The organism is Lutibacter sp. Hel_I_33_5 (genome assembly GCF_007827455.1).
Lineage (GTDB): Bacteria > Bacteroidota > Bacteroidia > Flavobacteriales > Flavobacteriaceae > Polaribacter.
The window spans coordinates 1,202,693-1,229,090 of sequence record NZ_VISM01000001.1 but is presented as its reverse complement, the minus strand read 5'-3'; the positions used below and the strand labels follow the sequence as shown (position 1 = coordinate 1,229,090).

The window sequence follows — 26,398 nt, the reverse complement described above, 5'->3', positions numbered from 1 at the left end:
TAAAGTTAGAGTTTTACACTTAGATTTATTGTAATTATTCTTTTGTTAAGAGATGATTATTTCCTTGAAATTTTACAGTTACAGAATTGTTCTTTGGGGTAAACGTGAATTTAATTCCTAAAGGGTCATAGTTAAAGACATTTTTCTTTGAAGCATTCAATTTAAATATGGGTTGCCCAGTTGCTTGAGCATATAGGACATTTTCTTTTTTTGTGATTGTTACTTTTAAAGGAAAAGAACTTCCACTATAAATGCCTAAATACTTGTCTAAATCTTCCGTTTTTAAATCAATTAAAGGAATGTCTTTTACGGTAGGGTCGTTTTTAAAGTAAGTATCAATAATTTCAATTAGAGTACCGCTTGTTGAAATATTAGAAGCATTAAGTGTAAAAGCAATAGAAAGTTTCTTTTTTGGTATAAAAGCTGCCATTGACCTAAAACCATCTATTCCACCATCATGTCCATAAATTAATAAACCTTTGTATTTCATAACAGAAAGTCCCATTCCCATACCATTTATTGGAGTTGTCATTTTTTGCAATGAATTTTCAGAAATTAGTTTTCCAGAAAATAAATTACTGTAAAAAACATTTATTTCTTTTGCTGTTGAAACAATTGCTCCAGCTCCCATTGGCCCTTTTAAGTTTGTTTCTAAAGTTATTGGGTTCCATTTAGTATTTTCCCAATAATAAGAGAAGGCTTCATTCTTTTTAATTTTAATTTTTTTTCCAAATATGGTTCTTTTTAAATTTAGAGGTTTTATAATTCTTCTTTGTAATATTTTAGAAAATTTTCTTTTGTCAATTTTTTCAGCGATGAATGAAAGTAAGATATAATTGGTGTTAGAGTAAGCTGTTTTTTCATTAGGTTGAAAATCTACTTTATGGTTAGTTATTTTAGCCAGCATTTCTTTTCTATTTCTAGATTTGCTAATCCAAACATGAAACCCTTTTTCTTTAGTAATATTATATAGCCCACTTCTGTGATATAATAAGTTTTTTATTGTAATTTTATTTGAATTTGGTATCTGAGGAAAATAATCACTGACCAAACTTAATAGACTTAACTTTCCTTCTTCTACTAATTGTAAAATAATAGTTGCGGTAAACGTTTTTGTAATTGAACCAATTCTGTATTTAGTATATTCGTTAGCTTTCTTGTCTAATTTAATGTTTGAAAGGCCAAAAGATTTTTGATATGTTTCTAGACCGTTTTTTAAAATAGAAACAGTTCCCATAGCTTTATTTTCCTTTTCAAAAGTATCGAATAATTGATCTAAGTTTTCTTTGTTTGCAATTTGAGCTTCAGAAAATAAAGAGCATAGAAGGGTTAAAAAAATAAGAGTGCATTTTTTCATAATAAAAATTTTATAAGTGAATTAATCAGAAAGTGTAGGTTTATTTTTCCTTAAAAATCAATCCAATAATTCCAAGTCTAGCGACTAAAAAAGTTAACATTCCAAAAGATGGCGATAATAAACCAATTTTTAAACCTCCAGCTAAGACACCAGAGCTAATTTCATTTGCCATTTGTATAGAATCAAAAGCACCAATTAATCCAATAAATAAACCTAGAAATCCCCAAACCAATACAAAAAGACTAATATGTTTTATCAATGATACTGTTTTACCAGTTGCATCACCTTTTAAAAAGGCTTTAACTATTAAAGCAATACAAATAATAAGCATTAATAATGTTGGATACATAAATGTTGGTCCTCCGTCGTTTAATAAATTAGCAAATATTAGTTTCATAATTTTATGTTTTAAAGTTATTATGCTTCAAATATATTTTTATTCTAAGCTGTTATTTTTTTTAATCGATGTTATTAAGAAAAAGTTAGCTATTCAACCAAAATAACACAAGTTTTAGTAAAAATTGTTAAATCGGTTATTGAACACCAATTTCGTGAATTTTATCGCAAAAAAGATGAGTTTTCTCTAAAAAAGTAGATATTGCAAGGGTATGAAAATAGCGAAGTATTTTTTTTATATCACACTAAACATACTCTTTTGGATTGGTGTTTACTTTTTTTACACCTATTTTTTAGGCTATGGAAGCACAAATATTAATTATGTAAATAGTTTTTCGGGGTATTTAATGCCAATTACTATTTTAGTAAGCTATTTTGTGGTTTTGTATTTAATTCCTAATTATTTACTCAAAAAAAAATATACGCTATTTGCGCTCTATAGTTTTTATACGTTTATCATTTCCTTTTCAGGAATTATTATTTCTGTTTTTTATGGATTGTTTTTTTCTTCTTATTTAGTTGATGTAAATAATGAAGCGCTCACCAAATCATTACCTTTAATAATTTTAGGAATCTATTTTGTGGTTTTGATAGCAACAGCATTAAGTTTGGTGATGTATAGTTATCTGTCTAGCATTAAAAATGAAGATTTAAAAAATAAGTTTCTACAAACTCAGCTTCAATTAAAGGAGCAGGAGCTTAAATTTTTAAAGATGCAAATTCACCCACATTTTCTCTTTAATACCTTAAATACATTATATGGTTTTGCCTTAAAAAAATCTGACCAAGCACCAGATATGATTTTAAAATTGTCTAATTTGTTAGATTATATTTTATATCAAGTTGATAAACCTCAGGTATTGTTAAGTGATGAAATTAAGCATATAGAAGATTATATTGCACTAGAAAAAATGCGCTTTCAAGAAAGTTTAGAAGTTCATTTTTCAAAAGAATTACTTGCAGATGAAGTTCAAATAGCGCCTATGTTATTATTGCCTTTTGTGGAGAATGCATTTAAACATGGTATACAAATTGATGATGTTTTAAAAGTGAATATTATTCTTAAAACTACCAATAATCATTTGATGTTTGCAATAGAAAATTCAGCAAAAAGAGATGTAAATTCTAAAAAAGGGATTGGTTTAGAAAATATTAAAAAAAGATTGAAAATGTTATATAGAGATAATTTTGAACTTGGAATTACATCTTCAGAAAATGTATATAACGTTGATTTAAAAATTCCATTAAGAGATGTCTAAAAAAGTACGTTGTGTTATTGTAGATGATGAGCCAATGGCAAGAGAAATCATTACGTCATATATAGAAAAAACACCAAATTTAGAGTTGATAAAAAGTTGTAAAAATGCTTCTGAAGCAATGATTTTTATGCAGAATCAAGAAGTAGATTTATTTTTCTTAGATATTAATATGCCAGAAATCACAGGGCTAAGTTTGGCTAAAATTATTAATAAAAAGGCGAAGATAATTTTTACAACTGCCTATAGAGATTATGCTGTAGATGGATTTAACTTAAATGTAGTTGATTATTTATTAAAACCGATTGCTTTCGATCGATTTTTAGAAGCGGTTCAGAAAGTTTTTGATACACATCAAATTGTAAAAGTTGAAAAAAATGAGCAAGAAACTTCTTCGGATTTTATGTTTGTAAGATCAGAGAGAAAGATGGTGAAAATCAATTTTAATCAAATTAAATATATAGAAAGTCTAGGCGATTATGTTAAGGTTATTACAAATGATACTTCAATTGTTACAAGAGAAACCATAACAAATATTGATGAAAAATTACCGGCAAAAGAGTTCTTAAGAATTCATCGATCCTATATTGTTTCATTACAAGAAATCACCTCTTACACAAACGAATTTATTGAAGTTGGAAAAAAAGCAATACCAATAAGTAGAAGTTATAAAGAAACGGTTTTACAAAAATTAGCAAAAGTGTAGTGTAAATTTTATCTTTACCCCAAAATTTATACGTTGAATACAGCACAATTTATTCCGAATTCATTTTCAAAATCTATTGATAATTTTAAAGTTACTTGGCAAACTCCAAGTAATATTGCATTGGTTAAATATTGGGGGAAAAGCGATCCTCAAATTCCAAAAAACGCATCTATTAGTTTTACATTAAACAATTGTCATACGATAACAAGTATTCAGTTTGAAAAGAATGTCATTTTGAGTGAAGTCGAAAGATTTACACCTCAATTCGAATTGTTTTTTGAAGGAAAAAAGAAAGAAGAGTTTAAACCTAAAATCGCACAGTTTTTTGAACGAATAAAAGCGTATTGTCCGTATATTTTTGAATACAGAATGACTATTGAGTCAGAAAATTCTTTTCCGCATAGTAGTGGAATTGCTTCTTCTGCAAGCGGATTATCTGCAATAGCTATGTGTTTATTGAGTTTGGAAAAGGAATTAAATTCTGAATTAACAGCTGAGTTTATCAATAAAAAAGCATCATTTTTAGCGAGACTAGGTTCAGGTAGTGCTAGTAGAAGTGTAGAAGGGCCATTAGTTGTTTGGGGAAATCACCCAGCAATAGAAGGAAGCTCGGATTTATTTGGTGTTAAATTTCCACATAAAGTACATTCAATTTTTGAAAATTATCAAGACACTATTTTATTAGTTGATAAAGGGGAGAAGCAAGTTTCTTCAACCGTTGGACATCAGTTAATGCATAATCACCCTTATGCAGAAAATCGATTTAAACAAGCGAATGAGAATTTAGAGAAACTATCAGAAATTCTACAAAACGGCGAGATAAAAGAATTTATAAATCTTGTAGAAAGTGAAGCTTTAACACTGCATGCAATGATGTTGGCAAGTAACCCGTATTTTATTTTAATGAAACCGAATACTTTGGAAATTATTAATAAAATTTGGCAATATAGAGAAGAACATAAAAGTAATATATGTTTTACATTAGATGCTGGTGCAAATGTGCATGTATTGTATCCTTTAGATGAGAAAAAAGCTGTCGAAACCTTTATAGAAAGAGTGCTTTCTAAGCATTGCCAAAAAAATCAGTATATTTGTGATAACACAGGGTTGGGAGCAAAAAAGCTTTAGAATCTTAAATCAACAAAAAATGAAAACTTCAACATTAGTTATTATAATGTTTGTTGGGTTTTTAACTTCCTCAATAAACGCTCAAGAAACCGTTTGGTTTGATAGCAATTGGAATATTACATCCAAACAAAAAGCAACATATTATAGACCAATTCCAGCTAAGAAAGGAAATGGATTTTGGATTGTAGATTTTTACAAAAACGGTGTAAAACAAATGGAAGGTTTTAGTTCTGTTAATACTCCTTTGAAAGAAGAATATGAGGGTGTAGTGATGTATTTTCATACGAATGGAAACCCGTACCAAAAGGTCCGTTACGAAAAAGGAAGGTTACATGGAAAGCGTGAAGTCTATTATGAAAGTGGCGAAGTAAAGGAGCAAGGGAAATATAATAAAGGCATGCGCGCAGGAATTTGGAAAGAGTTTTATAAAAGCGGAAAAATTAAAATTAAAGGAAAATATAAGGATGGCGAAAAAGTTGGTGTTTGGAAAACTTTTTATAAAAATGAATAGGAATCTGAATAGTATGCGCTATAAATTGTATTTTTGTACTAAAGAAAAATCAAAAAGTTGATGAAAGGACCATTATTTTATGCTAAAATATTGCTCTTTGGAGAATATGGCATTATTAAGGATTCTAAAGGACTAGCAATACCTTTTAACTCTTATAAAGGAGCTTTAAAAACTTCTGAAAATTCATCAGAAGAATATTTACAATCAAATAAAAACTTACTGGCTTTATATAACTACTTAGTTGACATAGATACTGATTTAGTTTCTTTTGACTTAGAAACATTAAAGGCAGATATTGATAACGGGATGTATTTCGATTCTTCTATTCCACAAGGTTATGGTGTTGGAAGTTCTGGTGCTTTAGTGGCATCAATTTATGATCGATATGCAAGCGATAAAATTACTGTTTTAGAAAATTTAACTCGCGATAAATTATTAAAGTTAAAAGCTATATTTTCTTTAATGGAATCATTCTTTCACGGAAAAAGTTCTGGTTTAGATCCATTAAACTCATATTTAAGTTTACCAATTTTAATCAACTCTAAAGAAAATATTGAGCCTGCTGGAATTCCTTCACAAAAAGAAGGGAAAGGAGCAGTCTTCTTATTAGATTCAGAGCAAGTTGGTGAAACAGAACCTATGGTTAACATCTTTATGAATAAGATGAAAAATGAAGGGTTCAAAAAAATGTTGAATGAAGAATTTGTTAAACATACAGATGCTTGTATCGATGATTTTTTACATGGAAACATTAAATCGTTATTCGGGAATGTTAAAAACCTTTCTAAAGTAGTTTTAACTAATTTTAAACCGATGATTCCAACAGCTTTTCATAAAGTTTGGGAAAAAGGAATTGCAACAAACGATTATTACTTAAAACTTTGCGGATCAGGTGGTGGTGGTTATATTTTAGGATTTGCCCAAGACTATCAAAAAGCCCAAGAAAGTTTAAAAGACTACAAATTAGAGTTGGTGTATAGATTTTAGTGCTACTACTATGGCTACTACTAAACCAATTGTATTATTATATAAACTATTCAGTTTTTTATCGGTTATAAGAGGGTACAATATTTTGGTATTGGTTGCTGCTCAATACTTAGCAGCTATATTTATTTTCTCTCCCAAAAAATCACCCAGAGCTGTAATTTTAGATAGTCATTTATTTTATATTGTTTTAGCCTCAGTTTTTGTGGTTGCTGCTGGTTATATTATCAATAATTTTTACGATTCTAAAGCAGATACTATTAATAGGCCTTTAAAAACGGGGATAGATAGTTATATAAAACAATCAACAAAACTGTCTATTTATTTCTTTTTAAATATTGTAGGTGTTAGTATTGGATTTTTAGTTTCTTGGCGTGTTGCTTTGTTTTTCTCAATATATATATTCGGAATTTGGTTCTACTCCCATAAATTGAAACGATTCCCTTTTACAGGAATTTTTTCAGCAACAATTTTAATGATGTTACCATTTTTTGCAGTTTTTATTTACTTTAAAAACTTTTCTAAAATCATATTTGTGCACGCAATTTTTCTTTTTTTAGTGATTATGGTGCGTGAATTAATTAAAGAATTAGAAAATATAAAAGGAGCTATAATAAATAATTATAAAACCTTTCCAGTAGCGTACGGAGAAAAAAGAACAAAACAAGTTTCAATATTCTTATTGTTTTTAACGGTAATTCCTATTGTAATATTATTTAGTTATCCAGCTATAAGTTTGATGAAATATTATTTCTATTTTGCTCTATTGATATTGATTTTTGTGGGAATCTATTTATGGGTTTCTACTAAAAGGAAACAATACGGTTTTCTACATAATGTTCTAAAGTTTCTTTTAGTTATTGGTGTTTTATCATTACTTTTTATCGATACAAGTTTAATTGTAGAAAAAGTGATTGATAAATTAAACTAGAAATCAAATATTTAACTGTAAATTTGCGGGCATTTTAAAATCAAAAAATGGATTCAAATAAAAACTCGTCGAGAGGACGACAAGCTGGCAAAAACAGCACTCCTCAGAATAAAAAAAGATTTCAAAAACCTTTTAAGAAAAAACAATCTGGGGCTCCAAAAAGCGATACTTCAGGAATTCGTTTAAATAAATACATTGCTAATTCAGGAGTTTGCTCTAGGCGTGAAGCTGATACATATATTGAGCATGGAAGTGTTGCTGTAAACGGGAAATTAGTTACAGAAATGGGTTATAAAGTTCAGCCTGGCGATGAAGTTCGCTTTGATGGAACTTTACTTTCTATCGAAAAAAAGCGTTACGTTTTATTAAACAAACCTAAAAATTATATTACTACCATGGATGATGAACGAGGTAGGAAAACAGTAATGGATTTAGTGGCTAATGCAACTTCTGAGCGTATTTATCCTGTAGGGAGATTAGATAGAATGACAACAGGTTTGCTGTTATTTACTAATGATGGTGAATTAGCTAAAAAATTAACACATCCAAAACATGTTATTCGTAAATTATATCACGCATCTTTAGATAGAAAACTTGATATGAAAGATTTAGATAAATTAAGAGGTGATGTAGTTATTGGAGGTAAAAAAGTATTTATTGATGCAGTTTCTTATGTAGAAGGTGAAAAGAAAACAGAAGTTGGGATAGAAATACATTCAGGAAGAAATAGAATCGTTCGTAAAATATTTGAGCATATTGGATATAAAGTAGTAAAACTAGATAGAGTTGTTTTTGCAGAGTTAACCAAGAAGAATTTACCAAGAGGTAGATGGCGAGAGTTAACATCTCAAGAAACCATTAATTTACAGAATTTGTAAAAACAAAAATCCCAAGCAAATTGCTTGGGATTTTTTGTGGTACCTCCAGGAATCGAACCAGGGACACAAGGATTTTCAGTCCTTTGCTCTACCAACTGAGCTAAGGTACCATCGCTTTAGCGGATGCAAATATAAACGGGTTTTTTACATGTGCCAAATAAAAATTAAAAAATCTATTGTATTTTTGAAATCAGATTAAAACAATTTAATGAATTTAATTATTGATGTAGGAAATACTAGAGTTAAAGCAGCTGTCTTTAAGCAAGATACTTTAGTGGAGCTTTTTATTTTGGATACATCAAGAATTGTTTCTGAAATAAAAAAAATTGTAAAAAAAAGAAATATTACTTCAATTATAGTGTCTTCGGTTGCAAAAATTAGTGATTATAAGTTAAAAAGGATATCGATTTTAGCAGATACCTTGCTAGTTTCGTCAAAAACTAAAGTACCTTTTAAAAATTTATACAAAACTCCACAAACTTTAGGAGTTGATAGAATAGCATTAGCATCTGGAGTAATACATAAATATAGGAATAAAAATGTGCTGGTTATTGATGCTGGAACTTGTATCACGTTTGATTTTGTAAATAATAAAAAAGAATATTTAGGCGGGGCAATTTCACCAGGTGTAGAAATGAGGTATAAAGCATTGCATAATTTTACTGGAAAATTACCATTAATTGAAAAAAAGATACCTGATAACTTCATTGGAAATTCTACGAATGAAAGTATGAATTCTGGTATTGTAAATGGGGTTATAAAAGAAATTGAAGGTGTAATTTCTCAGTATAAAGAAAAATATACAGATTTAACAGTAGTTTTAACAGGTGGAGATACAAATTTCTTGGCTAAACAATTAAAAAGTAGCATATTTGCCAATCAAAATTTTCTACTAGAGGGTTTAAATACATTATTGATATATAATAAAGAGGAATGATTAGAAGGGTTTTACTGATATTTTTACTACTAACCGCAACATTACTAACAGCACAAAGAACAAATTCGTCACCATATTCTTTTTTCGGAATAGGACAAGAGTTTAGTCCCAAAACTGTTGAGCAGGCTTCCATGGGAGGTATAGGGGTTGCTTTTGCAAGTGGATACTATTTAAACTTTACAAATCCAGCAGCCAATGCGCATTTAAGATTAACTACTTATTCTTTTGGAATCTTAAATAATAGATTAACAATAGAAGATGCTTCTGGTGCACAAACATCAAACTCAACAAGTTTAAATTATATTAGTTTTGGATTTCCAATTGGTCAGAAAGCAGGATTTGTAGTTGGTTTACAACCAATATCATCTGTTGGTTATTCGTTAACGAACCAAATTACAGATGCAAATGGAGATGCCATAGAAATAACCAGATTTTCTGGAAATGGGGGTGTCAATAGATTGTATGGAAGTTTTGGAATCAAAGTTTTTAAAGATTTCTCTTTAGGGATTGAAGCCGATTATTCTTTTGGGAGGCTCGAAAATAGTGTGCTTAACAGAAGAATAAATGTAACCTTGGCTTCCAAACACAGTGAAGATATTATTACTAGAGGAGGTTCTGTGAAATTAGGTGCTTTGTACAAAAAGAAATTAAAAAATAAAGTTGATTTAGGATTTGGAGCTTCCTATAAATTAGGAACAGACATTTCAGCAAATGGTGAAGAAAATTTATATTCACTAACACTTGGTGTAACTGGTGCAGAAATTCCAAGAGATACAATTTCTTCAGGAACAATTTCTGGGTTTTATAAATTACCTCTTGAAACAACTATAGGAGGTGGAATTGGTGTAGAAAATAAATGGTATGCAGGATTGGAATATAAATCTAGAGATGCATTGCAATTTGCTGGTTTTTTAAATAACACTACAAATTCATTTTCATATGAAAATTCAACTAGGTTTTCTTTAGGTGGTTTTTATATTCCTAGAGTAAATGCAATTAACGGCTATTGGAAAAGAGTTACTTATAGAACAGGATTACGTTTTGAAAAGACTGGTTTACAGATAGATGGTACTGGGACAGGAAATAATTTTGAGACCATAAACGACTTTGGCATGTCTTTTGGATTAGGTCTACCACTGGGAAACAAGTTGTCTAATTTGAATATTGGTTTTGAATATGGGCAGAAAGGAACTACTAACAATAATTTAATTAAAGAAAGTTATTTCAATTTTAGGTTAAGTTTATCCTTAAATGCCTTTTCAGGTCAAGCTTGGTTCCAGAAAAGAAAGATTGATTAATAAAAAACAGATAAATGATGAAAAAAGTTACGTTTTTATTAGCAGCTATATTATTAGTAGCTACAACAACAAAAACAAATGCACAGGCAGATCAACAGTGTGCTTTAAAGGCTAACCTTTTTAATGGGGATTATGGTTCAAAGAAATATGATGATGCCTATGTTAACCTTATTTACCTTTTAGATAATTGTGCAAGCAATTATGTAAGTGTTTATCAAAAAGGAGATAAAATAGCTAAAGCTAGATTTAAAAACGCATCCAATAAAGATGAAGCTTTTAAATTTGTAAAAAGAATTTACGATCAAAGATTAAAATGGTTTCCAAAAAAGAATCCTGCAAAAGTACACAGTGATTATGCTACTTTTTTAGATGCTAATAAATTAGCTTCAAAAGATGAAGTTTTTAACTTATTGCAAAAAGCATATGAAATTGACCCAACTAAAATGGGTGTAAAAAATATTTACAAATATTTTCAAGGAATAACTGATAGAAATAAAGATACAAATCCTCAGAAGGTATTTGATACATATGATGATGTAATGGAGTCTGTTCAGGAAAAATTAGATGACTATACTAAAAAGTTAGTACCATTATTAGATTCTACTAAAACGTTATCTAAATCAGAAAAAAGAAAGAAAAGAATTTATAGTGTAAATTCTAAAGCTTTGGGTACAGTTGAAGGGCAGTTTGATAGAATTTTATCTGAAATTGCTACTTGTGAAAGATTAGTTCCATTATATAGAAGAGACTTAGATGCTAATAAAGGGAATGGACAATGGTTGAAAAGAGCAGTATCTAGAATGCACAATAAAGGATGTCAATCAGATCCATTATATGCAGAGTTAGCACAGGCATATGCCGAAGCTTCTCCATCTGCGGATGCATATAGTTTCTTAGCTGGAGTTTTAGATAAAAACGGACAATCATCAGAAGCTGATGCAATGCGTCAAAAAGCATTTGACTTAGAAACTGATCCTTTTAAGAAAGCTAAATTTAAGTTGAAATTTGCTCAGAATGCAAAAGATAAAGGTAGAAAAGGACAGGCAAGAAGATTGGCAATGGAAGCATTACAATTTAATCCTAACCTAGGAAAAGCATATTTATTTATTGCGGGGATGTATGCTTCTAGTGCAAACTCTTGTGGTAAAAATGAATTTGCTAAAAGAATGGTATATGTTGCAGCGGCTAACAAAGCGAGAAGAGCAGCAGCTATAGATCCAAGTATTTCTGCAAAAGCAAATAGGTATGCAAGAAGTTATATGAAACAAGCACCTTCTAAAAAATTGATTTTTACAGAAGGTATAGCTCCAGGAAGTTCTCATAGAATTGGTTGTTGGATTGGAGAATCTGCTAGAGTACCAAATAACTAAGAATGGTAAAACATATCAAGATATTATTTAAAAGCATTGCTATTGTTTGTTCAATAGCAATGTTTTTTTCTTGTACAAATACCAATAAAGAAGTTAGAGATTTTCTAGCGGACAAAAATTTACCTATCGGTGTGGCAAAAAATGCTTTTCATGTTTATAAGGACTCCGGTAAAGTAACATCAAAATTAATCACACCTCTTTTACATGATTTTAGTAACAGGGATAAACATCCATATAACGAGTTTCCAAAAGGTTTAAAAATCATCAATTTTGAAAATGATGGAAAAGATTCTGTAACTATTTTAGGTGATTATGCGTTGTCATATTCTAAAACAGCCATTTCAGAAATTAAAGGAAATGTAGTTGTACTAAATCATACAGAAAACTCAAGATTAGAAACAGAACAAATGTTTTGGGATCAAAATACCCAATATTTTGTTTCGGAGAAACCGTTTACTTTTATGAAACAAAATGATACCATTAGAGGTGTTGGTTTTGAGTCTAAAGAAGATTTAAGTAAATGGGTGTCTAAAAATATTTCAGGAAACTTAGAAACAACAGAACAATGAACAAACTTTGGAAATTTTTTCAGTACGGATACTTAATAGTAGCAATTATTTGCTTAATAGAAGTGTTTTTACGTTGGAATTCAGATAGGGAAAGAGCGTACTTATTTTTAGTTTTCGCAATTATTATTACCTTAGTATTTCTATTTAAAAGACATTTTAGAAAAAAAGTAGAAAAGAGAAACAGCTCAAACAAATAGTTTCTCTGTAGCTAATGGAAATACAAATCATTGTCATAATCATATCGATTATCTTATCTGCATTCTTTTCGGGGATGGAGATTGCATTTGTATCTGCCAATAAACTTCATTTAGAATTAGAGAAAAAAAAGAAAGGATTTCTTTCTAAAGTTCTTTCTAAAATTACACAAAAGTCATCCAAATTTATAACCACAATGTTAGTGGGTAATAATATTTCTTTGGTGATTTATAGTTATTTTATGGGGAAGTTACTTGTTAAGTTTTTACCATTAAGTAGCTTTAATGAGTTTACAATTTTATTATTTCAAACATTAATTTCTACGTTAATAATATTAATTACTGCAGAGTTTTTACCTAAAGCAATTTTTAGAGTCTATGCAAATCAAGTTATAAAAATATTTGCGTTACCAGCTTATTTCTTTTATATATTGTTTCATTTTATTTCTGAATTTATAACATTAATATCTGATTTTTGTTTAAAGATTTTCTTTAAAACAGATGCAGATAAGGAGCAGACAGAATTTAGTAAAGAGGAATTGGGGAATTATATTTCTGAGCAATTAGAAACGGGTAATGAAGATGAAGAAGTAGATTCAGAAATTCAAATTTTTCAAAATGCTTTAGAGTTTCAAAATGTGAAAGCTAGAGAGGTTATGGTTCCAAGAACTGAGATTATGGCTGTTGAAGTTCATGAAACAGTAACAAATTTAAAACAACTCTTTATAGAGACTGGGTATTCTAAAATTTTGGTTTATAAAAATTCGTTAGACGAAATTATTGGTTATGTAAATGCATTTGAACTGTTTAAAAAACCAAAAACGATTAAGTCAATTTTATTGCCTGTAGAAATCGTTCCAGAATCTATGATGATTAATGATGTTTTAAATAGTTTGATAAAAAAGCGAAAAAGTATTGCTGTTGTTATTGATGAATATGGTGGAACTTCAGGAATCATTACAGTTGAAGATGTTGTGGAAGAATTATTTGGAGAAATAGAAGATGAACATGATACTCAAGACTTTCTGGAAGAAAAAATTAATGAAACAGAATATCATTTTTCTGCACGATTAGAAGTGGATTATTTAAATGAAGAATATGATTTAAATATTCCGAAAGAGGAAGCCTATGAAACTTTAGGAGGATTTATCATTCATCAAACAGAAAATATTCCAGAGCAAGACCAAGAAATTACTATAGAGAATTTTGTAATTAAAATCTTAAAGGTCAGTTCGTCTAAAATAGATACACTTTATTTAAAAGTGTTGCCAATAGAGGGCTAGAGCAACACAATATCGTTACTTATTTATGTTGCATTATTAAAAGCCAAATTGTATCTTCGCCAACTGTAAATAAATTAAACAAACTATGGCAATTTTATCTAAAATTAGAGAACGTTCAATGTTCTTAATACTTGTAATTGGTTTAGCACTTTTTGCATTTGTTTTAGACCCTTCTACGATAGGAGATTTTTTTAACTCAAGTAAAGTAAACGAAATAGGTGAAGTAGATGGAGAAACCATTACTAGACAGGAGTTTGCGCAAGAAATAGAAGACTATAAAACAAGAACTGGAAATAGAGGTTCTGAAATGCAAGCAGCTAAAAATGTTTGGGATGAATTGGTAAAGAAGAAAATTTACAAAAATCTTTTAGAAGATGCTGGTGTTAGTGTTGGTGAAGAAGATGTTTGGAGACAAATGGTTAATATTCCTAATATCAAAAACAATCCTGAATATCAAAATGAAGCTGGAATTTTTGATGCAGATAAGTTTAAGCAATTCTTAAAAGATGCTGAAACAAACAATCCACAACTTTTTACTGCCTGGACAAAGTATATGAATCAACTTAGAGATAATTCTAAGATAACTATTTATAATAACCTTGTTTCTGCTGGTCTAGGAGCTTCTTTAAAAGAAGGAGAAACTAAGTATGTAAGTGAAAACACAAAGTTGAGTGCACAATATGTGTATGTACCTTATACTTCTATTGCAGATAGCTTAGTAACAGTTTCTGATAGTGAGATTAAAGGATATATAAATAGTCATCAAAACGAATTTAAAACTGAAGCTACAAGAGATCTTGCTTATATGCAATTTGATATTTCTCCAACAGCAGCAGATGAAGAAACAATTAAAGCAGAGGTTGCTAAATTATTAGAAGATAAAGAAGAATTTAGTACTGTTACTAAAGGTCAGGTTATAGTAAAAGGATTTAGAAATACGGATAATGTAGCTGAGTTTTTATCAGAAAACCCTTCTGACGTTAATTTAGATACTAACTTTAAATTTAAGAATCAACTTTCTAGCGAAATTGCTGAAGGAGTTTCTAATGGTAAATTAGGAGATGTTTTTGGGCCTTATAAAGATGCTGGTTTTTTTAAGATTTCTAAAATAACAGAAGTTGTAAGCATGCCAGACTCTGTAAAAGCAAGTCATATATTAATTCCATTTATTGGCTCTAGATCTGCAACAGCAGAAACAAAACAAACAGAAGAACAAGCTAAAAAAACTGCTGATAGTTTAGTTAGTGTTTTAAAAAGAAATAGTAGAAAGTTTACTGCTTTAGCAAAAGAGCTTTCTGCAGATAAATCGAATGCAGATAAAGGTGGTGAATTAGATTGGTTTAATTACTCTAGAATGGTACCTGAGTTTAGAGACTTTGCTTTCCAAAACAAAAAAGGAACTATTGGTATTGCTAAAACAGCATTTGGATTTCATGTAATTAAAATTGAAGATCAAAAGAATTATCAAAATGCTGTAAAGCTATCAACATTTGGTAGAAAAATAATAGCATCAGAGGCTACAGAAAACGCAGTTTTTCAAGAATCGGAAAATTACGCACAAGCAATTTCTAAAGATGTGAAAAATTACTTAACTATTTCTAAGGAGAAAAATTATTCACCAAAACCTGCTATTGGTTTAAAAGTGTTAGATGAAAATGTTCCTGGTTTAGGAAATCAACGTCAAATTGTTTCTTGGGCATTTAATAGAGATACAAAAATAGGTTCTTATAAAAGGTTTGATTTAGAAGGTAAGCATGTTGTAGCTATCCTTACTAAGAATTTAGAAAAAGGGTTGTTGTCTCCAGAAAAAGCAAACGGAAGAGTAAAACCAATTCTGTTAAACGAAAAGAAAGCACAAATCATTATGGAAAAAATGGTTGGAGGTAATTTAGCTGAATTAAGTAAGGCTAATAACACTTCTGTTAGACAAGCGTCTGGTATTACATTAAAAACGCCAACATTAACTGGTGTAGGTGCTTCGCCAAAAGTTGTTGGAGCAATGATTAACGCTAAAGAAAATCAATTATATAATAAAATTGAAGGAACAAAAGGAGTATTTGCTTTTGTAGTAAACACTAAAGAATTACCTACCTTATTACCTAATTATGATGCTGAAAGAAAAAGAATGTCTGAGCAACTAAGGAATAAGACATTTAGCATGTATGAAGCTGTTAAAAAAGCTACAGAAATTAAAGATGAAAGATCTAATTTCTACGGAATTTAATTAATAAAAAATATTAATATATTAAAAAAGGCACTCAAATTGAGTGCCTTTTTTAGTTTGAATTAAGAATTGATTTTTATCCGTTCATAGAGATTAAAAACTCATCGTTATTTTTAGAGAACTTAATACGTTCGTTAATAAATTCCATTGCTTCAATAGGGTTCATATCTGCTAAGTATTTACGTAATACCCACATTCTTTGTACAGTTTTAGCATCTAATAATAAATCGTCACGTCTAGTAGAAGATTTAATTAAATCAATTGCTGGATAGATTCTTCTATTAGAAATATTTCTATCTAATTGTAGTTCCATATTACCAGTACCTTTAAATTCTTCAAAGATTACTTCATCCATTTTAGAACCAGTTTCTGTAAGTGCGGTAGCAATAATCGTTAAAGAACCACCATTTTCTATGTTACGTGCAGCACCAAAGAAACGTTTTGGTTTATGTAAAGCATTTGCATCTATACCACCAGAAAGAATTTTTCCAGAAGCAGGAGCGACAGTATTATAGGCTCTAGCTAAACGTGTAATAGAATCTAAAAGAATTACAACATCATGACCACATTCAACCAAACGTTTTGCTTTTTCTAAAACAATGTTGGCAACACGTACATGTTTATCCGCAGGTTCGTCAAAAGTAGAAGCAACTACTTCACCACGTACACTACGCTGCATATCTGTAACTTCTTCTGGACGTTCATCAATTAATAAAACAATTTGATATACTTCTGGATGATTCGATGCAATTGCATTGGCAACATCCTTTAATAACATTGTTTTACCAGTTTTAGGTTGTGCTACAATCATACCACGTTGTCCTTTTCCTAAAGGAGAAAACAAATCGATAATTCGTGTAGAAAGTGAACTTCCTTTTTCTGCTAAATTGAATTTTTCTTGAGGAAATAACGGCGTTAAATGCTCAAAAGAAACTCTATCTCTAACAATATTAGGATTTAGTCCGTTAATTTTTGAAACTCTAATTAAAGGAAAGTATTTTTCACCTTCTTTAGGAGGTCTCACATTTCCTTTAACTGTATCACCAGTTTTTAAACCAAATAATTTAATTTGAGATTGCGATACATAAATATCATCTGGAGATGATAAATAGTTGTAATCCGATGAACGTAAAAAACCATAACCGTCTGGCATCATTTCTAAAACACCTTCACTTTCTATAATTCCATCAAATTCAAAATCAGGATCTCTATATCGATTTCCGTTTTTTGGATTTCTATTGTTGTTATTATTTCTTTGGTGATTATTTTTAGATTGATTGTTGTTCTTGTTATTACCTTTATTTTGTTGAGGATTATTTTTTACAGGAACTTCAGCTTTTTTTTCTGATACACTTTCTTTAGGTTTTGAAACCTCTTTTGTAGCTTCTGCTTTAGGTGTTTTAACTTTAGTAGTTTCAACTTTTTCAACAACAGGTTGTTTTTTACTTTCTACTGGTTTGTTGGTAGTAACATTTTCACCAGTAGGTTTTTTAGCCACTCGTTTTCTTTTTGGCTTTTCAGTTTTCTTAGGCTCACTAGTTGTTGGATTAGCAGCCTGAATATCTAGTATTTTATAAACCAAATCTAATTTTTTTAATTGACTGGTTTTGGTAAGGCCTACTTTTTTGGCTATTTCTTGTAAATCAGCTAAAGTTTTAGCCTTAAGATCCGAGATTTCGAACATGTATTTTATATTAAGTTATAATATTAATCGTAGAATTATTGATTAATGGTTTTTGATAAATTTTTATGATTTAAATATTGTAAAACGTTCTACAATAATATTGGGCGTAGTTGCTTAATAGTAACAAATATATATAATTATTTTGATTTACAAACTTTTCTTTTAAAAAAGAAAAGTTTACTTTTGCTCACCTATTATATAAGTATGATACAAAGAATACAATCAATCTATTTAATACTAGCATCCGCAGTAGCTGGTGGGTTGATTTTTGTGTGTAACTTATGGTCGTCTTTAACAACTAATGTTTTTGCTATAGATTTGTTTAATGAGTCAGAATTATTAAAAAAAATAATCCCTGTTCTTTTTATAGTATCAGCAATCATTAGTTTTTGTACTATTTTTCTGTTTAAGAATAGGCAATTACAATTTGTATTAGGACGCATTGTTATTTTGATTAACTTTTTTTTATTAGGAATATTAGTATATGTATCACTAACATTATCTGGAGAAGCTGCTGTTTCTAAGAAGGGTATTGGGATGTTTTTACCGCTTGTTGTGGTTTTGCTTTTAGTTTTAGCAAATAAAGCAATTAAGAAGGATGAAGATCTTGTAAAATCTGTAGATAGATTACGATAAACCTAACTAGTATATTTAGTGTAGAAAAAACCGGGAAAATTTCTCGGTTTTTTTAATTTTAGACATTTTTAAGAATTTTAACCAAATTAAATATTTTTATAAAACAGTAGTTTTTTTTAAAAATAAAAACAATTAACTTGTTGACTATCAAATTTTTAATATATTGCTCTCATTATAAATGATGAGGCCTCCCTCATCATTTATAATGAGGGCAATTTCATCATAAAGGGTGATTGTGAGATTTATAAAGTGACCATATATTTGTAACGTTAAGAAAGATGAAGAGAAAAGTTCAAGTTCACATTGCAGATGATCATAAGATAGTAATCGAAGGAGTCATTGCAGTAATAAATACGGAAAGTAGCATTGAGGTAAAAGGATATTCTCAGACCGGTACGAAAGTAATTAAATGGTTAGAGAAAAATTCTGCTGATGTTTTAATATTAGACATAAGCATGCCAGAAGTTGGAGGAATTGAAGTTTTGCGATATTTTAAAGAAAAAGGAATAGAGCAAAAAACAATTATCCTATCTAGTTTTGATGACCCAAATTTTGTTAAAGAAATTATGGAAATTGGAGCAAAAGGATATATTTCTAAAAACAATGCTGGAGAGCACATTGTAAATGCCATTTTGAAAGTTGCAAATGGAGGTACTTACTTTAGTGACGATATAAAAGAAAACTTATTTAAGGTTTTTACAGGTGAAGAAGCTGTAGAGGGAGATTTCCCAAAGGGCTTTTTTATTTCAGAAGAGTTAACAGATAGAGAAGTAGAAGTACTTCGGTTAATAGCAAAAGAATTGAATACATCTGAAATTGCTAAAAAAATTAATGTAAGTGAAAATACAGTTAAAACACATAGACAAAAATTATTAAAAAAATTAAATGTAAAAAATTCAGTAGGCTTAGCAATGTATGCGGTTAAACATAAAATTATATAGACTACCCCCTAATAAGTACTCTAAAAAGATTTTAATTTGCCCCTATTTAAATCACTTTAAAAGAGATATTTGCCCCACAATCTATATATTTTATGCATACATTGAAAGCTTGCTTTATTTTTATAATAAAAATTCAAAAACAAATCCCTCAATAATCCCTTACAAAACTAAACTCATGAAATTTTTAAAAATTAAAGTACTAGCTATACTACTAGTTGTAGGATTCACATCATGTACTACTGAAACGTTAACTGAAGATCTAACAGCAGAAGAAAATTCACTTAAATCATTTAGAGTAAAAAGAGATGCATCAGGTGCATACTCTATAGATTACGGTGTTTCTAATAATACAAGAGCAGAATTAGTTAAGAATACAGATACAAAAACTAACGAAATTTACTTATATTCGACTAAGAATACAACTAAAACATCTTATAACAGAAACGTAGAGTTAGATGGTGAAGGATTAAAAATAGGTTTTGTTGATACAAGAACCAATAAAAGAGCTCATAATTTCACTATTATAGATGATAATATTAAATTGGCTACAAACGCAAGAGTTGATAATGGCAATAAATATTTAAAAGAATATAGTATAGAAGGTAATGCAGATAATGTATATACTTTAGATTTTAAAGTTAAAGAGAAAATTGATGTAAATACCATTTATAACGCTGATACAAATGAATATGAAATACATTTGCGTAAAGGAAAAGGAAATGGAAAGAATTTTTCAGAGAATTTTGTTAAAGAAGATGGAGAAGATTTGTTGATCACTTTTGTTAATCACTATGGAAGTAGTTCGTCAAGAATTGCTTCAAGTACAACATCTAGAGTTCCGAGAGCTATAATAAGAGATTAACTTATAAAGTATTTGAAGAGCATAATAAAAATAATAATATTTTTTTATACAATAATTTTTTGTGTAAAAGTTAATTCTAAAACAACTAAAGAAGTTTTGTTAATCAACAAAACTTCTTTAGTTGTTTACATGTATGGACAAAATATTGATAGTGTTTTAATAAAAAAATATGAAAAGGCTGATAGCTTATTTAATGAAAAAAAATATGAAAAGTCAATAGAAATAGCAACAGAAGTTTTACATGATGCTAAGGATAAACAAGAAAAAAATATATATGCTTCAGCAAATTATTTGTTAGCTAAAATATGGTATCAAACAAAATCATATAAAAAAGCTGTAAAGTATTTTAAGAAAAGTTTAATGCTGTTTTCTATTGATGAAAATAATGTTAGTTTAAAAGAAGGTATAACAAGTTTGCATGATAATTTTAAAATTGTAGAAAACAACTTTAAAATAGGAGTTGCTTATCATAGGTTGCTTGAAAATAATGATAGTATCACTTTTTTTAAAGATAGTGCAGTTCATTATTATAATAGAGTTATAAACTCGGGTTCATTAAAAAATACTGTTCTAAAGTTAAAATCTAAAGCATATAGCAATTTGTCGAATTTACATTTACACGATAGTCTTTTTGTAAAAGCTGAAAATTATGCTAATATTTCAATAGATATTGAAAAAAATTTCACAAATAATTTTTATGATTTAGCAGGCGCCTATGGAAATTTAGCAAACATATATTTATTTAAAAAAGATTTAAAAAGATCAAAGCAAACTACTTTGAAAGCTTTAAAATTTATTGAAAATGTTAAAGGCTTAAAAATAGACAGATATAAAGCAGATTTGTATTTTAATTTGGCATATGCAATGTATAAGTTAGAAGATTTTAAAGCATATGAATATCAGCAAAAATCATATGATATTAGTGATAAACTTGGAGAAAATGAACTGAGGAAATTTGTAGAAAAAATTAGTGCCGAAAAGAATTTTGAAATAGGGAAATTGCTTGGAGTACAACAAGAAGAAACTAAGCGCCTTAAAGCACAACAAACTTTTTGGGTTGTTGGAGCAATAGCAACATTATTAATCCTTACTTTATTATATTTCCTTAAAACCTATAAGCTTAAACAAAAGAATCTAGGCTTAGAATTGGCTCAAAAAGAGTTAATACAGAAAAGAAAAATAGAAAAATTGCGTTCAGATTCTCAAATTCGAGTGTTGAATGCTACACTAGATGGTAAATCTGAAGAACGTAAATTGATTTCTGAAACCTTACATGATAATGTAAGTGCATTGTTATCTTCTGCAAGTATGCATTTACAAGCTACCAAAAAACACTTTAACGGACAAACTCCGGAAGAGATAGATAAAACACAAGTTATTATTTCAGAGGCTTCTAAAAAAATTAGAGATTTATCACATACATTGGTTTCGTCAATTTTATTGAAATTTGGTTTGCGTTATGCTGTAAATGATATTGCCGATAAATACTCTAATTCTGAAATTACTTTTAAAACTTCTATTAAAAATATACAACGATATAATGAAGGTTTTGAAATTAAAACCTATAACATTATACAAGAACTGTTCAATAATATCTTAAAGCATAGTAAAGCTACCAAAGCAACAATTCATTTAGAAGAAAGGGACAATCGGTTATTTATAGATGTTACAGATAATGGTATTGGTTTTAATAAGAAAAATATTATTAAAAAAAATGGTTTAGGTATTAACCAAGTCGATGCACGGGTGCAAGTAATGAAGGGTGAATTCTTTATAGATTCAAATAATAAAAATGGTACTAAAGTAACTATAGATGTACCAATAATTGAAAGAGAACCTATTAACCTCTTGTAGCTAGTTCTATAACTTCCAAGTTTTTTATTTCACCCTTATCTATAGTGAAACGAACCATGGTTCTTACTTTATGAAATCCATGATTACCAGCTGCACCAGGATTTATATGTAATAAATTTAGTTTTTTATCAAACTGAACTTTTAAAATATGAGAATGCCCACAAATAAAGAGTTTGGGAGATTCTTTTTGTAATGCTTCTCTAACTCTAGGATTGTATTTATTTGGATAGCCACCGATATGTGTTATCCAAACAGAAACACATTCAAGGTCAAATTTATTATCCAAAGGAAATTCTGAACGAGCGTCTGCTCCGTCAATATTTCCATAAACGGCACGTAGGGGTTTTAGTTTTTTAATAGTATCGGTTACCTTTAAATCTCCAATATCGCCAGCATGCCAAACTTCATCAGCTTGTTTTACAAACTTTAAAATTTGATCATCAATAAAACTATGAGTATCGGAAAGTAATAAGATTTTCTTCACAGAACGAAAGTACTAATAACAAAATAAAATCCGTAATTTTACTGTTTACTAAAGCGCACTTTTTTTGAGGTATTTTATAGAATTTTCTTATCACGGAAAAAATTATCACGGTTGGCAAAAACAACCAGATGCAACTTCTGTACAAGAAAAATTAAATACAGTATTAAGTACTATTTTAAGAACAGAAATTGATGTCGTTGGTGCAGGAAGAACAGATGCTGGTGTACATGCAAAACAACTTTTTGCACATTTTGATGTAGAAACTAAAATTGAAGATAATTTTAGTTTTAAGTTAAATTCAATGTTGCCAGAAGATATTGTAGTTTCTAAAGTGTTTTTAGTTACTGATGATGCACATGCTAGATTTGACGCTACACAACGAAGCTATGAGTATAAAATTTGGTTGGGTAGGAGTCCGTTTAACTTAGACTTTTCATGGCAAATACATTCACAGCTATTAAATATTGAGCTGATGAATAAAGCGGCTTCACTTTTATTAGAATACGAAGATTTTCAGTGTTTTTCTAAAGTTAAAACAGAAGTCTATACATACAATTGTACAGTTACAAATGCAGTTTGGAAATTAGATGGAAAAGATTTGAGGTTTTATATTTCTGCAAATCGATTTTTAAGAAATATGGTTAGAGCAATTGTAGGGACTTTAGTAGATGTAGGTTTAGGAAAAACAACAGTAGAGGAATTTAGGAAAATAATTGAAAGTAAAAATAGATCTAACGCTGGATTGTCAGTTCCTGCAAAAGGATTATTTTTAGCAAAGGTTTCATACGATTACATTAAGGAATAATAATGAGCAAAAAAATAACAGGTAAGGCATTTGATGTAAAGATTTTTTCAAGACTAATGAGTTTTGCAAAAAGATATCGATTGATCTTTTTTGTGGCATCATCTTCTGCTATTTTATTATCCTTAGTTTCTGCAATAAATCCCTATATACTGTCAAAAACCATCAATAGTTTTGTAGATACAAAAGACGTTAATACACTGATGTATTATATGAAAATTTTGTTTGCGCTTACATTAACAGAATTTGTTTTTCAACTGTTGTTTACATATTATTCTAGTTGGGTTGGACAACATATTGTTAGAGATATTAGAGCAAAAACATTTAGGAAAATATTACATTTTAAAATGGGGTATTTCGATACTACTTCGGTAGGTAAATTAGTAACTAGAGTAGTTTCTGATTTAGAAACTATTTCAGCATTTTTTACGAATGGTGTTTTTAATATTGTAAGTGATATTTTAAAAATGTTAGTAGTAATTTGTGTGATGTTCTTTATGAACTGGAAACTTACCTTAATTGCGCTTACCGTTCTACCTATTTTAATTTACGCAACCAAAATTTTTCAAGTTGCCATAAAAGGAACATTTCAACAAGTTAGAGATGAGGTTGCTAACTTAAATGGATTTGTGCAAGAACGTGTTACTGGTATGAAAATAGTTCAGTTATTTAATAGAGAAAAAATTGAATATCAGAATTTTAAAGAAATCAATAACAAGCATAAAAAAGCCTATATAAAAACTATTTGGTATTACTCTTTTTTCTTTCCTATTGCAGAAATTTTATCATCAATAGCCATCGGTTTAATTGTTTGGTATGGTGGTTTACAGGTTATTGCCGGAGAAGCAGCAACAGTTGGAGGAATTATTGCTTTTGTAAGAATGTCTCAAATGTTGTTTAGACCTTTGCGTCAAATTGCCGATAAATTTAATCAATTACAAATGGGTATCGTTGCCGGTGAACGCGTTTTTAAAGTGATTGATACAGAGAGTAATATTGAAAATAAAGGAACTGTTATTGCGCAAAATTTACAAGGAGATATCAGTTTTAAAGATGTGCGTTTTAGTTATATAAAAAATGAAGAGGTTTTAAAAGGGATTTCTTTAGAAGTTAAAAAAGGACAAACTGTTGCCATTGTTGGAGCTACTGGGGCAGGAAAATCGACTATTATTAATCTAATAAATCGTTTTTATGAAATTGATAGTGGAACTATTTCTGTTGATGGAACTAAAGTAGAAGATTATGAACTTGCATCTTTAAGAGAGCAAATTGCTATTGTTTTGCAAGATGTATTTTTGTTTTCAGATTCAATCCTAAATAATATCACTTTAAAAAATCCAACTATAACTTTAGAGGAAGTACAAGACGCCGCAAAGAAAATTGGTATTCACGATTTTATAATGTCGCTACCAAAGAACTATCACTATAATGTGAAAGAACGTGGAGCAATGTTATCTTCGGGTCAAAGGCAATTAATTGCTTTTTTAAGAGCGTATGTAAGTAAACCAAGTATTTTAATTTTAGATGAAGCCACATCGTCTGTAGATTCTCATGCAGAACAAATGATTCAATATGCAACAGATACAATTACTAAAGGGAGAACTTCTATTGTTATCGCACATAGATTAGCTACAATAAAAAAAGCAGATAAGATTATTGTGATGGATGATGGATTGATTGTGGAAGAAGGAAGTCATCAAGAACTACTAGAAAAAGTTGATGGATATTATAAAAACCTGTACGACAAGCAGTTTAGTTTAGAAATAGCTTCGTAGTTAATTTGGTAAGTCACCATTATTCCGTTAACTTTGTGTAAATCATATAACATAAAAATCAAAAAAATGAAAAAATTAATTTTATCTGTGTTTGCAGTTGGAGCGTTATTAGTTACTGGTTGTAAAAGTGAGAAAAAAGAAGCTAAGGAAGCAGCGACAGAAGTTGTAACTGAAGCGAAAGAAGTAACCAAAGAAGCTGTTACAGAAGTTAAGGAAGCTGCTAAAACGGTTGTAGAGAAAGTTGAGTCTGCTTTAGCAGGTGTATCAATTCCTAATTTCGAAAATGCTGAGGTAACTAAGCATTTACAGAATTATGCTTCGTATGCTAATGATTATATTGCTGCAAAAGGCGATGTACTTAAAAATGCTTCTTTAGCTAAAAAAGGAATTCAATTAGCAGCTAAAGGAAAAGATTTATTAGGTTCTTTAAGTGCTGATGATGCATCTAAATTTAAAGGAGTTATGAGTGCTATTCAATCTAAAATGGCACCAGCTAAATAAGTTGAAGTCTTTTAAAATGATAAAAAAATGCGCTCTATGAGCGCATTTTTTATGAAGATAAATCACTTCTAAGTTTTTCGCTGAGTTCGTTATAATCTGCATATAATTCAAACTCTCCATCTTTTATATACGATATTTCTCCTGTTTCTTCTGACACTAGTAAACAAACAGCATCTGTTTTTTCAGTTACACCAATTGCAGCTCTATGTCTTAATCCAAATCTTGCAGGAATTTTTGTGCTGTCAGAAATCGGTAAAACAACTCGTGTTGCTACCACATAATTATCTCTAATAATAGTGGCTCCATCGTGTAACGGGCTATTTTTAAAAAAGATACTTTGTAAGATTGCATCGTTTACCAACGCATTCATTTTATCACCAGTATTAATTAAAAAATCTAAACTATTTGTACGTTCAATAACAACTAAAGCACCAGTTTTTGATTTAGACAGTTTTCTACAAGAATCTACTATTGTATCACTATCGATTTCTGAACTAATTTCTGATTTTAAGAATTTTAGCTGTTTTAAAAAATTTCTTTTAGTAGAAAAATTTGTGGTACCAATCATTAATAAGAATTTCCTAATTTCTTGTTGGAATACAATAATTAAAGCAATTACACCTCCAGAAAGTAGGTAACCTAATATTCCGCTTAGCATTTCCATTTTAAGTACCTGTGTTGTTTTCCAGATAATAAAAATAAGTGCTATTCCAATAAAAATATTAATGGCAACGGTACCTTTTAAAAGCTTATAAATATAATAGAGTAGAATGGCTACTAATAAAATATCTAGTACATCCAAAAAAGAAAATTCTATAAAGTCTAACATTAAAAGTT

General features: G+C 29.3%; 25 protein-coding genes and 1 tRNA gene. 20 read left to right on the top strand and 6 right to left on the bottom strand.

The window, feature by feature from the left end:
* Positions 1 to 34 precede the first annotated feature (34 nt).
* Both OD91_RS05355 and OD91_RS05350 read right to left on the bottom strand, forming a co-directional pair.
* Positions 35 to 1,357: a serine hydrolase gene (locus OD91_RS05355; RefSeq protein ID WP_144895356.1), complete on the bottom strand. Its 1,323-nt coding sequence runs from the start codon at positions 1,355 to 1,357 to the stop codon at positions 35 to 37.
* Positions 1,358 to 1,397: 40 nt separating this feature from the next.
* A complete protein-coding gene (locus tag OD91_RS05350) occupies positions 1,398 to 1,754 on the bottom strand; it encodes a hypothetical protein (protein ID WP_144895355.1) in 357 nt (118 codons plus the stop codon).
* 211 nt (positions 1,755 to 1,965) lie between these two features.
* Here OD91_RS05350 and OD91_RS05345 point away from each other — a divergent pair, with 211 nt between their 5' ends.
* From OD91_RS05345 to OD91_RS05315, 7 genes are read left to right on the top strand one after another with little or no spacing between them, the layout of a single operon-like run.
* The gene (locus OD91_RS05345) at positions 1,966 to 3,012 is read left to right on the top strand and encodes a sensor histidine kinase (protein WP_144895354.1); all 1,047 of its coding nucleotides are present in this window, start codon (positions 1,966 to 1,968) and stop codon (positions 3,010 to 3,012) included.
* On the top strand, positions 3,005 to 3,715 hold the full coding sequence (locus OD91_RS05340) for a LytTR family DNA-binding domain-containing protein (RefSeq protein WP_144895353.1): 711 nt from the start codon (positions 3,005 to 3,007) through the stop codon (positions 3,713 to 3,715). Before OD91_RS05345 ends, OD91_RS05340 begins: the two co-directional genes overlap by 8 nt.
* 33 nt (positions 3,716 to 3,748) lie before the next feature.
* Positions 3,749 to 4,843 carry a diphosphomevalonate/mevalonate 3,5-bisphosphate decarboxylase family protein gene (locus OD91_RS05335; protein WP_144895352.1) on the top strand — a complete coding sequence of 365 codons (1,095 nt, stop codon included), beginning with the start codon at positions 3,749 to 3,751 and terminating at the stop codon, positions 4,841 to 4,843.
* 19 nt (positions 4,844 to 4,862) lie between these two features.
* Positions 4,863 to 5,354, top strand: a complete 492-nt coding sequence (locus OD91_RS05330) for a toxin-antitoxin system YwqK family antitoxin (RefSeq protein ID WP_144895351.1) — start codon at positions 4,863 to 4,865, stop codon at positions 5,352 to 5,354.
* Positions 5,355 to 5,414: 60 nt separating this feature from the next.
* Positions 5,415 to 6,341 carry a mevalonate kinase gene (locus OD91_RS05325; protein WP_144895350.1) on the top strand — a complete coding sequence of 309 codons (927 nt, stop codon included), beginning with the start codon at positions 5,415 to 5,417 and terminating at the stop codon, positions 6,339 to 6,341.
* A 10-nt stretch (positions 6,342 to 6,351) separates the two neighbouring features.
* Positions 6,352 to 7,269 carry a geranylgeranylglycerol-phosphate geranylgeranyltransferase gene (locus OD91_RS05320; protein WP_144895349.1) on the top strand — a complete coding sequence of 306 codons (918 nt, stop codon included), beginning with the start codon at positions 6,352 to 6,354 and terminating at the stop codon, positions 7,267 to 7,269.
* 47 nt (positions 7,270 to 7,316) lie between these two features.
* Entirely contained in the window at positions 7,317 to 8,147 is an 831-nt protein-coding gene (locus OD91_RS05315; RefSeq protein ID WP_144895348.1) for a pseudouridine synthase, read from the top strand.
* Positions 8,148 to 8,184: 37 nt separating this feature from the next.
* Here the strand turns inward: OD91_RS05315 and OD91_RS05310 are convergent.
* Positions 8,185 to 8,257: transfer RNA gene (locus OD91_RS05310), tRNA-Phe, on the bottom strand.
* Positions 8,258 to 8,355: 98 nt separating this feature from the next.
* Between OD91_RS05310 and OD91_RS05305 the strand changes: the two genes are divergently transcribed.
* The 6 genes from OD91_RS05305 (at position 8,356) to OD91_RS05275 (ending at position 16,022) form a co-directional block, all read left to right on the top strand.
* Complete coding sequence (locus OD91_RS05305; protein WP_144895347.1) at positions 8,356 to 9,084, top strand: type III pantothenate kinase; 729 nt, start codon at positions 8,356 to 8,358, stop codon at positions 9,082 to 9,084.
* Positions 9,081 to 10,382 carry a hypothetical protein gene (locus OD91_RS05300; protein WP_144895346.1) on the top strand — a complete coding sequence of 434 codons (1,302 nt, stop codon included), beginning with the start codon at positions 9,081 to 9,083 and terminating at the stop codon, positions 10,380 to 10,382. The genes OD91_RS05305 and OD91_RS05300 overlap by 4 nt, the downstream gene beginning before the upstream one ends.
* Before the next feature lie 14 nt (positions 10,383 to 10,396).
* The gene (locus tag OD91_RS05295; RefSeq protein ID WP_255513185.1) at positions 10,397 to 11,752 is read left to right on the top strand and encodes a hypothetical protein; all 1,356 of its coding nucleotides are present in this window, start codon (positions 10,397 to 10,399) and stop codon (positions 11,750 to 11,752) included.
* A 2-nt stretch (positions 11,753 to 11,754) separates the two neighbouring features.
* Positions 11,755 to 12,321 (top strand): LPS export ABC transporter periplasmic protein LptC, encoded by a 567-nt coding sequence (gene lptC, locus OD91_RS05290; protein WP_144895345.1) that lies wholly within the window; start codon positions 11,755 to 11,757, stop codon positions 12,319 to 12,321.
* A gap of 211 nt (positions 12,322 to 12,532) precedes the next feature.
* Entirely contained in the window at positions 12,533 to 13,798 is a 1,266-nt protein-coding gene (locus OD91_RS05280) for a hemolysin family protein (RefSeq protein ID WP_144895343.1), read from the top strand.
* An 85-nt stretch (positions 13,799 to 13,883) separates the two neighbouring features.
* A complete protein-coding gene (locus OD91_RS05275; RefSeq protein ID WP_144895342.1) occupies positions 13,884 to 16,022 on the top strand; it encodes a peptidylprolyl isomerase in 2,139 nt (712 codons plus the stop codon).
* Positions 16,023 to 16,098: 76 nt separating this feature from the next.
* Here the strand turns inward: OD91_RS05275 and rho are convergent, their stop codons facing one another.
* A complete protein-coding gene (rho, locus tag OD91_RS05270; protein WP_144895341.1) occupies positions 16,099 to 17,706 on the bottom strand; it encodes a transcription termination factor Rho in 1,608 nt (535 codons plus the stop codon).
* A 204-nt stretch (positions 17,707 to 17,910) separates the two neighbouring features.
* On the opposite strand from rho, the gene OD91_RS05265 reads away from it, so the two are divergent.
* The 4 genes from OD91_RS05265 to OD91_RS05250 all read left to right on the top strand — a co-directional run bounded on the left by OD91_RS05265 (position 17,911) and on the right by OD91_RS05250 (position 21,999).
* Complete coding sequence (locus OD91_RS05265; protein WP_144895340.1) at positions 17,911 to 18,342, top strand: DUF4293 domain-containing protein; 432 nt, start codon at positions 17,911 to 17,913, stop codon at positions 18,340 to 18,342.
* Between the two features lie 278 nt (positions 18,343 to 18,620).
* Entirely contained in the window at positions 18,621 to 19,283 is a 663-nt protein-coding gene (locus tag OD91_RS05260; protein WP_144895339.1) for a response regulator transcription factor, read from the top strand.
* 175 nt (positions 19,284 to 19,458) lie between these two features.
* Positions 19,459 to 20,145, top strand: a complete 687-nt coding sequence (locus OD91_RS05255) for a hypothetical protein (protein ID WP_144895338.1) — start codon at positions 19,459 to 19,461, stop codon at positions 20,143 to 20,145.
* Between the two features lie 96 nt (positions 20,146 to 20,241).
* A complete protein-coding gene (locus OD91_RS05250) occupies positions 20,242 to 21,999 on the top strand; it encodes an ATP-binding protein (protein WP_144895337.1) in 1,758 nt (585 codons plus the stop codon).
* On the opposite strand, the gene OD91_RS05245 is transcribed toward OD91_RS05250, so the two are convergent.
* Complete coding sequence (locus OD91_RS05245) at positions 21,986 to 22,483, bottom strand: metallophosphoesterase (RefSeq protein ID WP_144895336.1); 498 nt, start codon at positions 22,481 to 22,483, stop codon at positions 21,986 to 21,988. The two genes, OD91_RS05250 and OD91_RS05245, sit on opposite strands and share 14 nt — an antisense overlap.
* 64 nt (positions 22,484 to 22,547) lie before the next feature.
* Between OD91_RS05245 and truA the strand changes: the two genes are divergently transcribed.
* The 3 genes from truA (at position 22,548) to OD91_RS05230 (ending at position 25,561) form a co-directional block, all read left to right on the top strand.
* Positions 22,548 to 23,288, top strand: a complete 741-nt coding sequence (gene truA / locus OD91_RS05240; protein WP_144895335.1) for a tRNA pseudouridine(38-40) synthase TruA — start codon at positions 22,548 to 22,550, stop codon at positions 23,286 to 23,288.
* Positions 23,289 to 23,290: 2 nt separating this feature from the next.
* Positions 23,291 to 25,060 (top strand): ABC transporter ATP-binding protein, encoded by a 1,770-nt coding sequence (locus tag OD91_RS05235; protein ID WP_144895334.1) that lies wholly within the window; start codon positions 23,291 to 23,293, stop codon positions 25,058 to 25,060.
* Between the two features lie 66 nt (positions 25,061 to 25,126).
* Positions 25,127 to 25,561 (top strand): hypothetical protein, encoded by a 435-nt coding sequence (locus OD91_RS05230; protein ID WP_144895333.1) that lies wholly within the window; start codon positions 25,127 to 25,129, stop codon positions 25,559 to 25,561.
* A gap of 49 nt (positions 25,562 to 25,610) precedes the next feature.
* Here the strand turns inward: OD91_RS05230 and cdaA are convergent, their stop codons facing one another.
* Positions 25,611 to 26,390, bottom strand: coding sequence for a diadenylate cyclase CdaA (cdaA, locus tag OD91_RS05225; RefSeq protein ID WP_144895332.1), 780 nt, complete (start codon positions 26,388 to 26,390; stop codon positions 25,611 to 25,613).
* Between the last annotated feature and the right edge of the window lie 8 nt (positions 26,391 to 26,398).

Excerpts from the sequence above, each read along its gene's own strand:
- OD91_RS05355 (WP_144895356.1), bottom strand. The coding sequence starts at position 1,357 with ATGAAAAAATGCACTCTTATTTTTTTAACCCTTCTATGCTCTTTATTT.
- OD91_RS05350 (WP_144895355.1), bottom strand. The coding sequence starts at position 1,754 with ATGAAACTAATATTTGCTAATTTATTAAACGACGGAGGACCAACATTT.
- OD91_RS05345 (WP_144895354.1), top strand. The coding sequence starts at position 1,966 with ATGAAAATAGCGAAGTATTTTTTTTATATCACACTAAACATACTCTTT.
- OD91_RS05340 (WP_144895353.1), top strand. The coding sequence starts at position 3,005 with ATGTCTAAAAAAGTACGTTGTGTTATTGTAGATGATGAGCCAATGGCA.
- OD91_RS05330 (WP_144895351.1), top strand. The coding sequence starts at position 4,863 with ATGAAAACTTCAACATTAGTTATTATAATGTTTGTTGGGTTTTTAACT.
- OD91_RS05325 (WP_144895350.1), top strand. The coding sequence starts at position 5,415 with ATGAAAGGACCATTATTTTATGCTAAAATATTGCTCTTTGGAGAATAT.
- OD91_RS05320 (WP_144895349.1), top strand. The coding sequence starts at position 6,352 with ATGGCTACTACTAAACCAATTGTATTATTATATAAACTATTCAGTTTT.
- OD91_RS05315 (WP_144895348.1), top strand. The coding sequence starts at position 7,317 with ATGGATTCAAATAAAAACTCGTCGAGAGGACGACAAGCTGGCAAAAAC.
- OD91_RS05305 (WP_144895347.1), top strand. The coding sequence starts at position 8,356 with ATGAATTTAATTATTGATGTAGGAAATACTAGAGTTAAAGCAGCTGTC.
- OD91_RS05300 (WP_144895346.1), top strand. The coding sequence starts at position 9,081 with ATGATTAGAAGGGTTTTACTGATATTTTTACTACTAACCGCAACATTA.
- OD91_RS05295 (WP_255513185.1), top strand. The coding sequence starts at position 10,397 with ATGATGAAAAAAGTTACGTTTTTATTAGCAGCTATATTATTAGTAGCT.
- lptC (WP_144895345.1), top strand. The coding sequence starts at position 11,755 with ATGGTAAAACATATCAAGATATTATTTAAAAGCATTGCTATTGTTTGT.
- OD91_RS05280 (WP_144895343.1), top strand. The coding sequence starts at position 12,533 with ATGGAAATACAAATCATTGTCATAATCATATCGATTATCTTATCTGCA.
- OD91_RS05275 (WP_144895342.1), top strand. The coding sequence starts at position 13,884 with ATGGCAATTTTATCTAAAATTAGAGAACGTTCAATGTTCTTAATACTT.
- rho (WP_144895341.1), bottom strand. The coding sequence starts at position 17,706 with ATGTTCGAAATCTCGGATCTTAAGGCTAAAACTTTAGCTGATTTACAA.
- OD91_RS05265 (WP_144895340.1), top strand. The coding sequence starts at position 17,911 with ATGATACAAAGAATACAATCAATCTATTTAATACTAGCATCCGCAGTA.
- OD91_RS05260 (WP_144895339.1), top strand. The coding sequence starts at position 18,621 with ATGAAGAGAAAAGTTCAAGTTCACATTGCAGATGATCATAAGATAGTA.
- OD91_RS05255 (WP_144895338.1), top strand. The coding sequence starts at position 19,459 with ATGAAATTTTTAAAAATTAAAGTACTAGCTATACTACTAGTTGTAGGA.
- OD91_RS05235 (WP_144895334.1), top strand. The coding sequence starts at position 23,291 with ATGAGCAAAAAAATAACAGGTAAGGCATTTGATGTAAAGATTTTTTCA.
- OD91_RS05230 (WP_144895333.1), top strand. The coding sequence starts at position 25,127 with ATGAAAAAATTAATTTTATCTGTGTTTGCAGTTGGAGCGTTATTAGTT.
- cdaA (WP_144895332.1), bottom strand. The coding sequence starts at position 26,390 with ATGTTAGACTTTATAGAATTTTCTTTTTTGGATGTACTAGATATTTTA.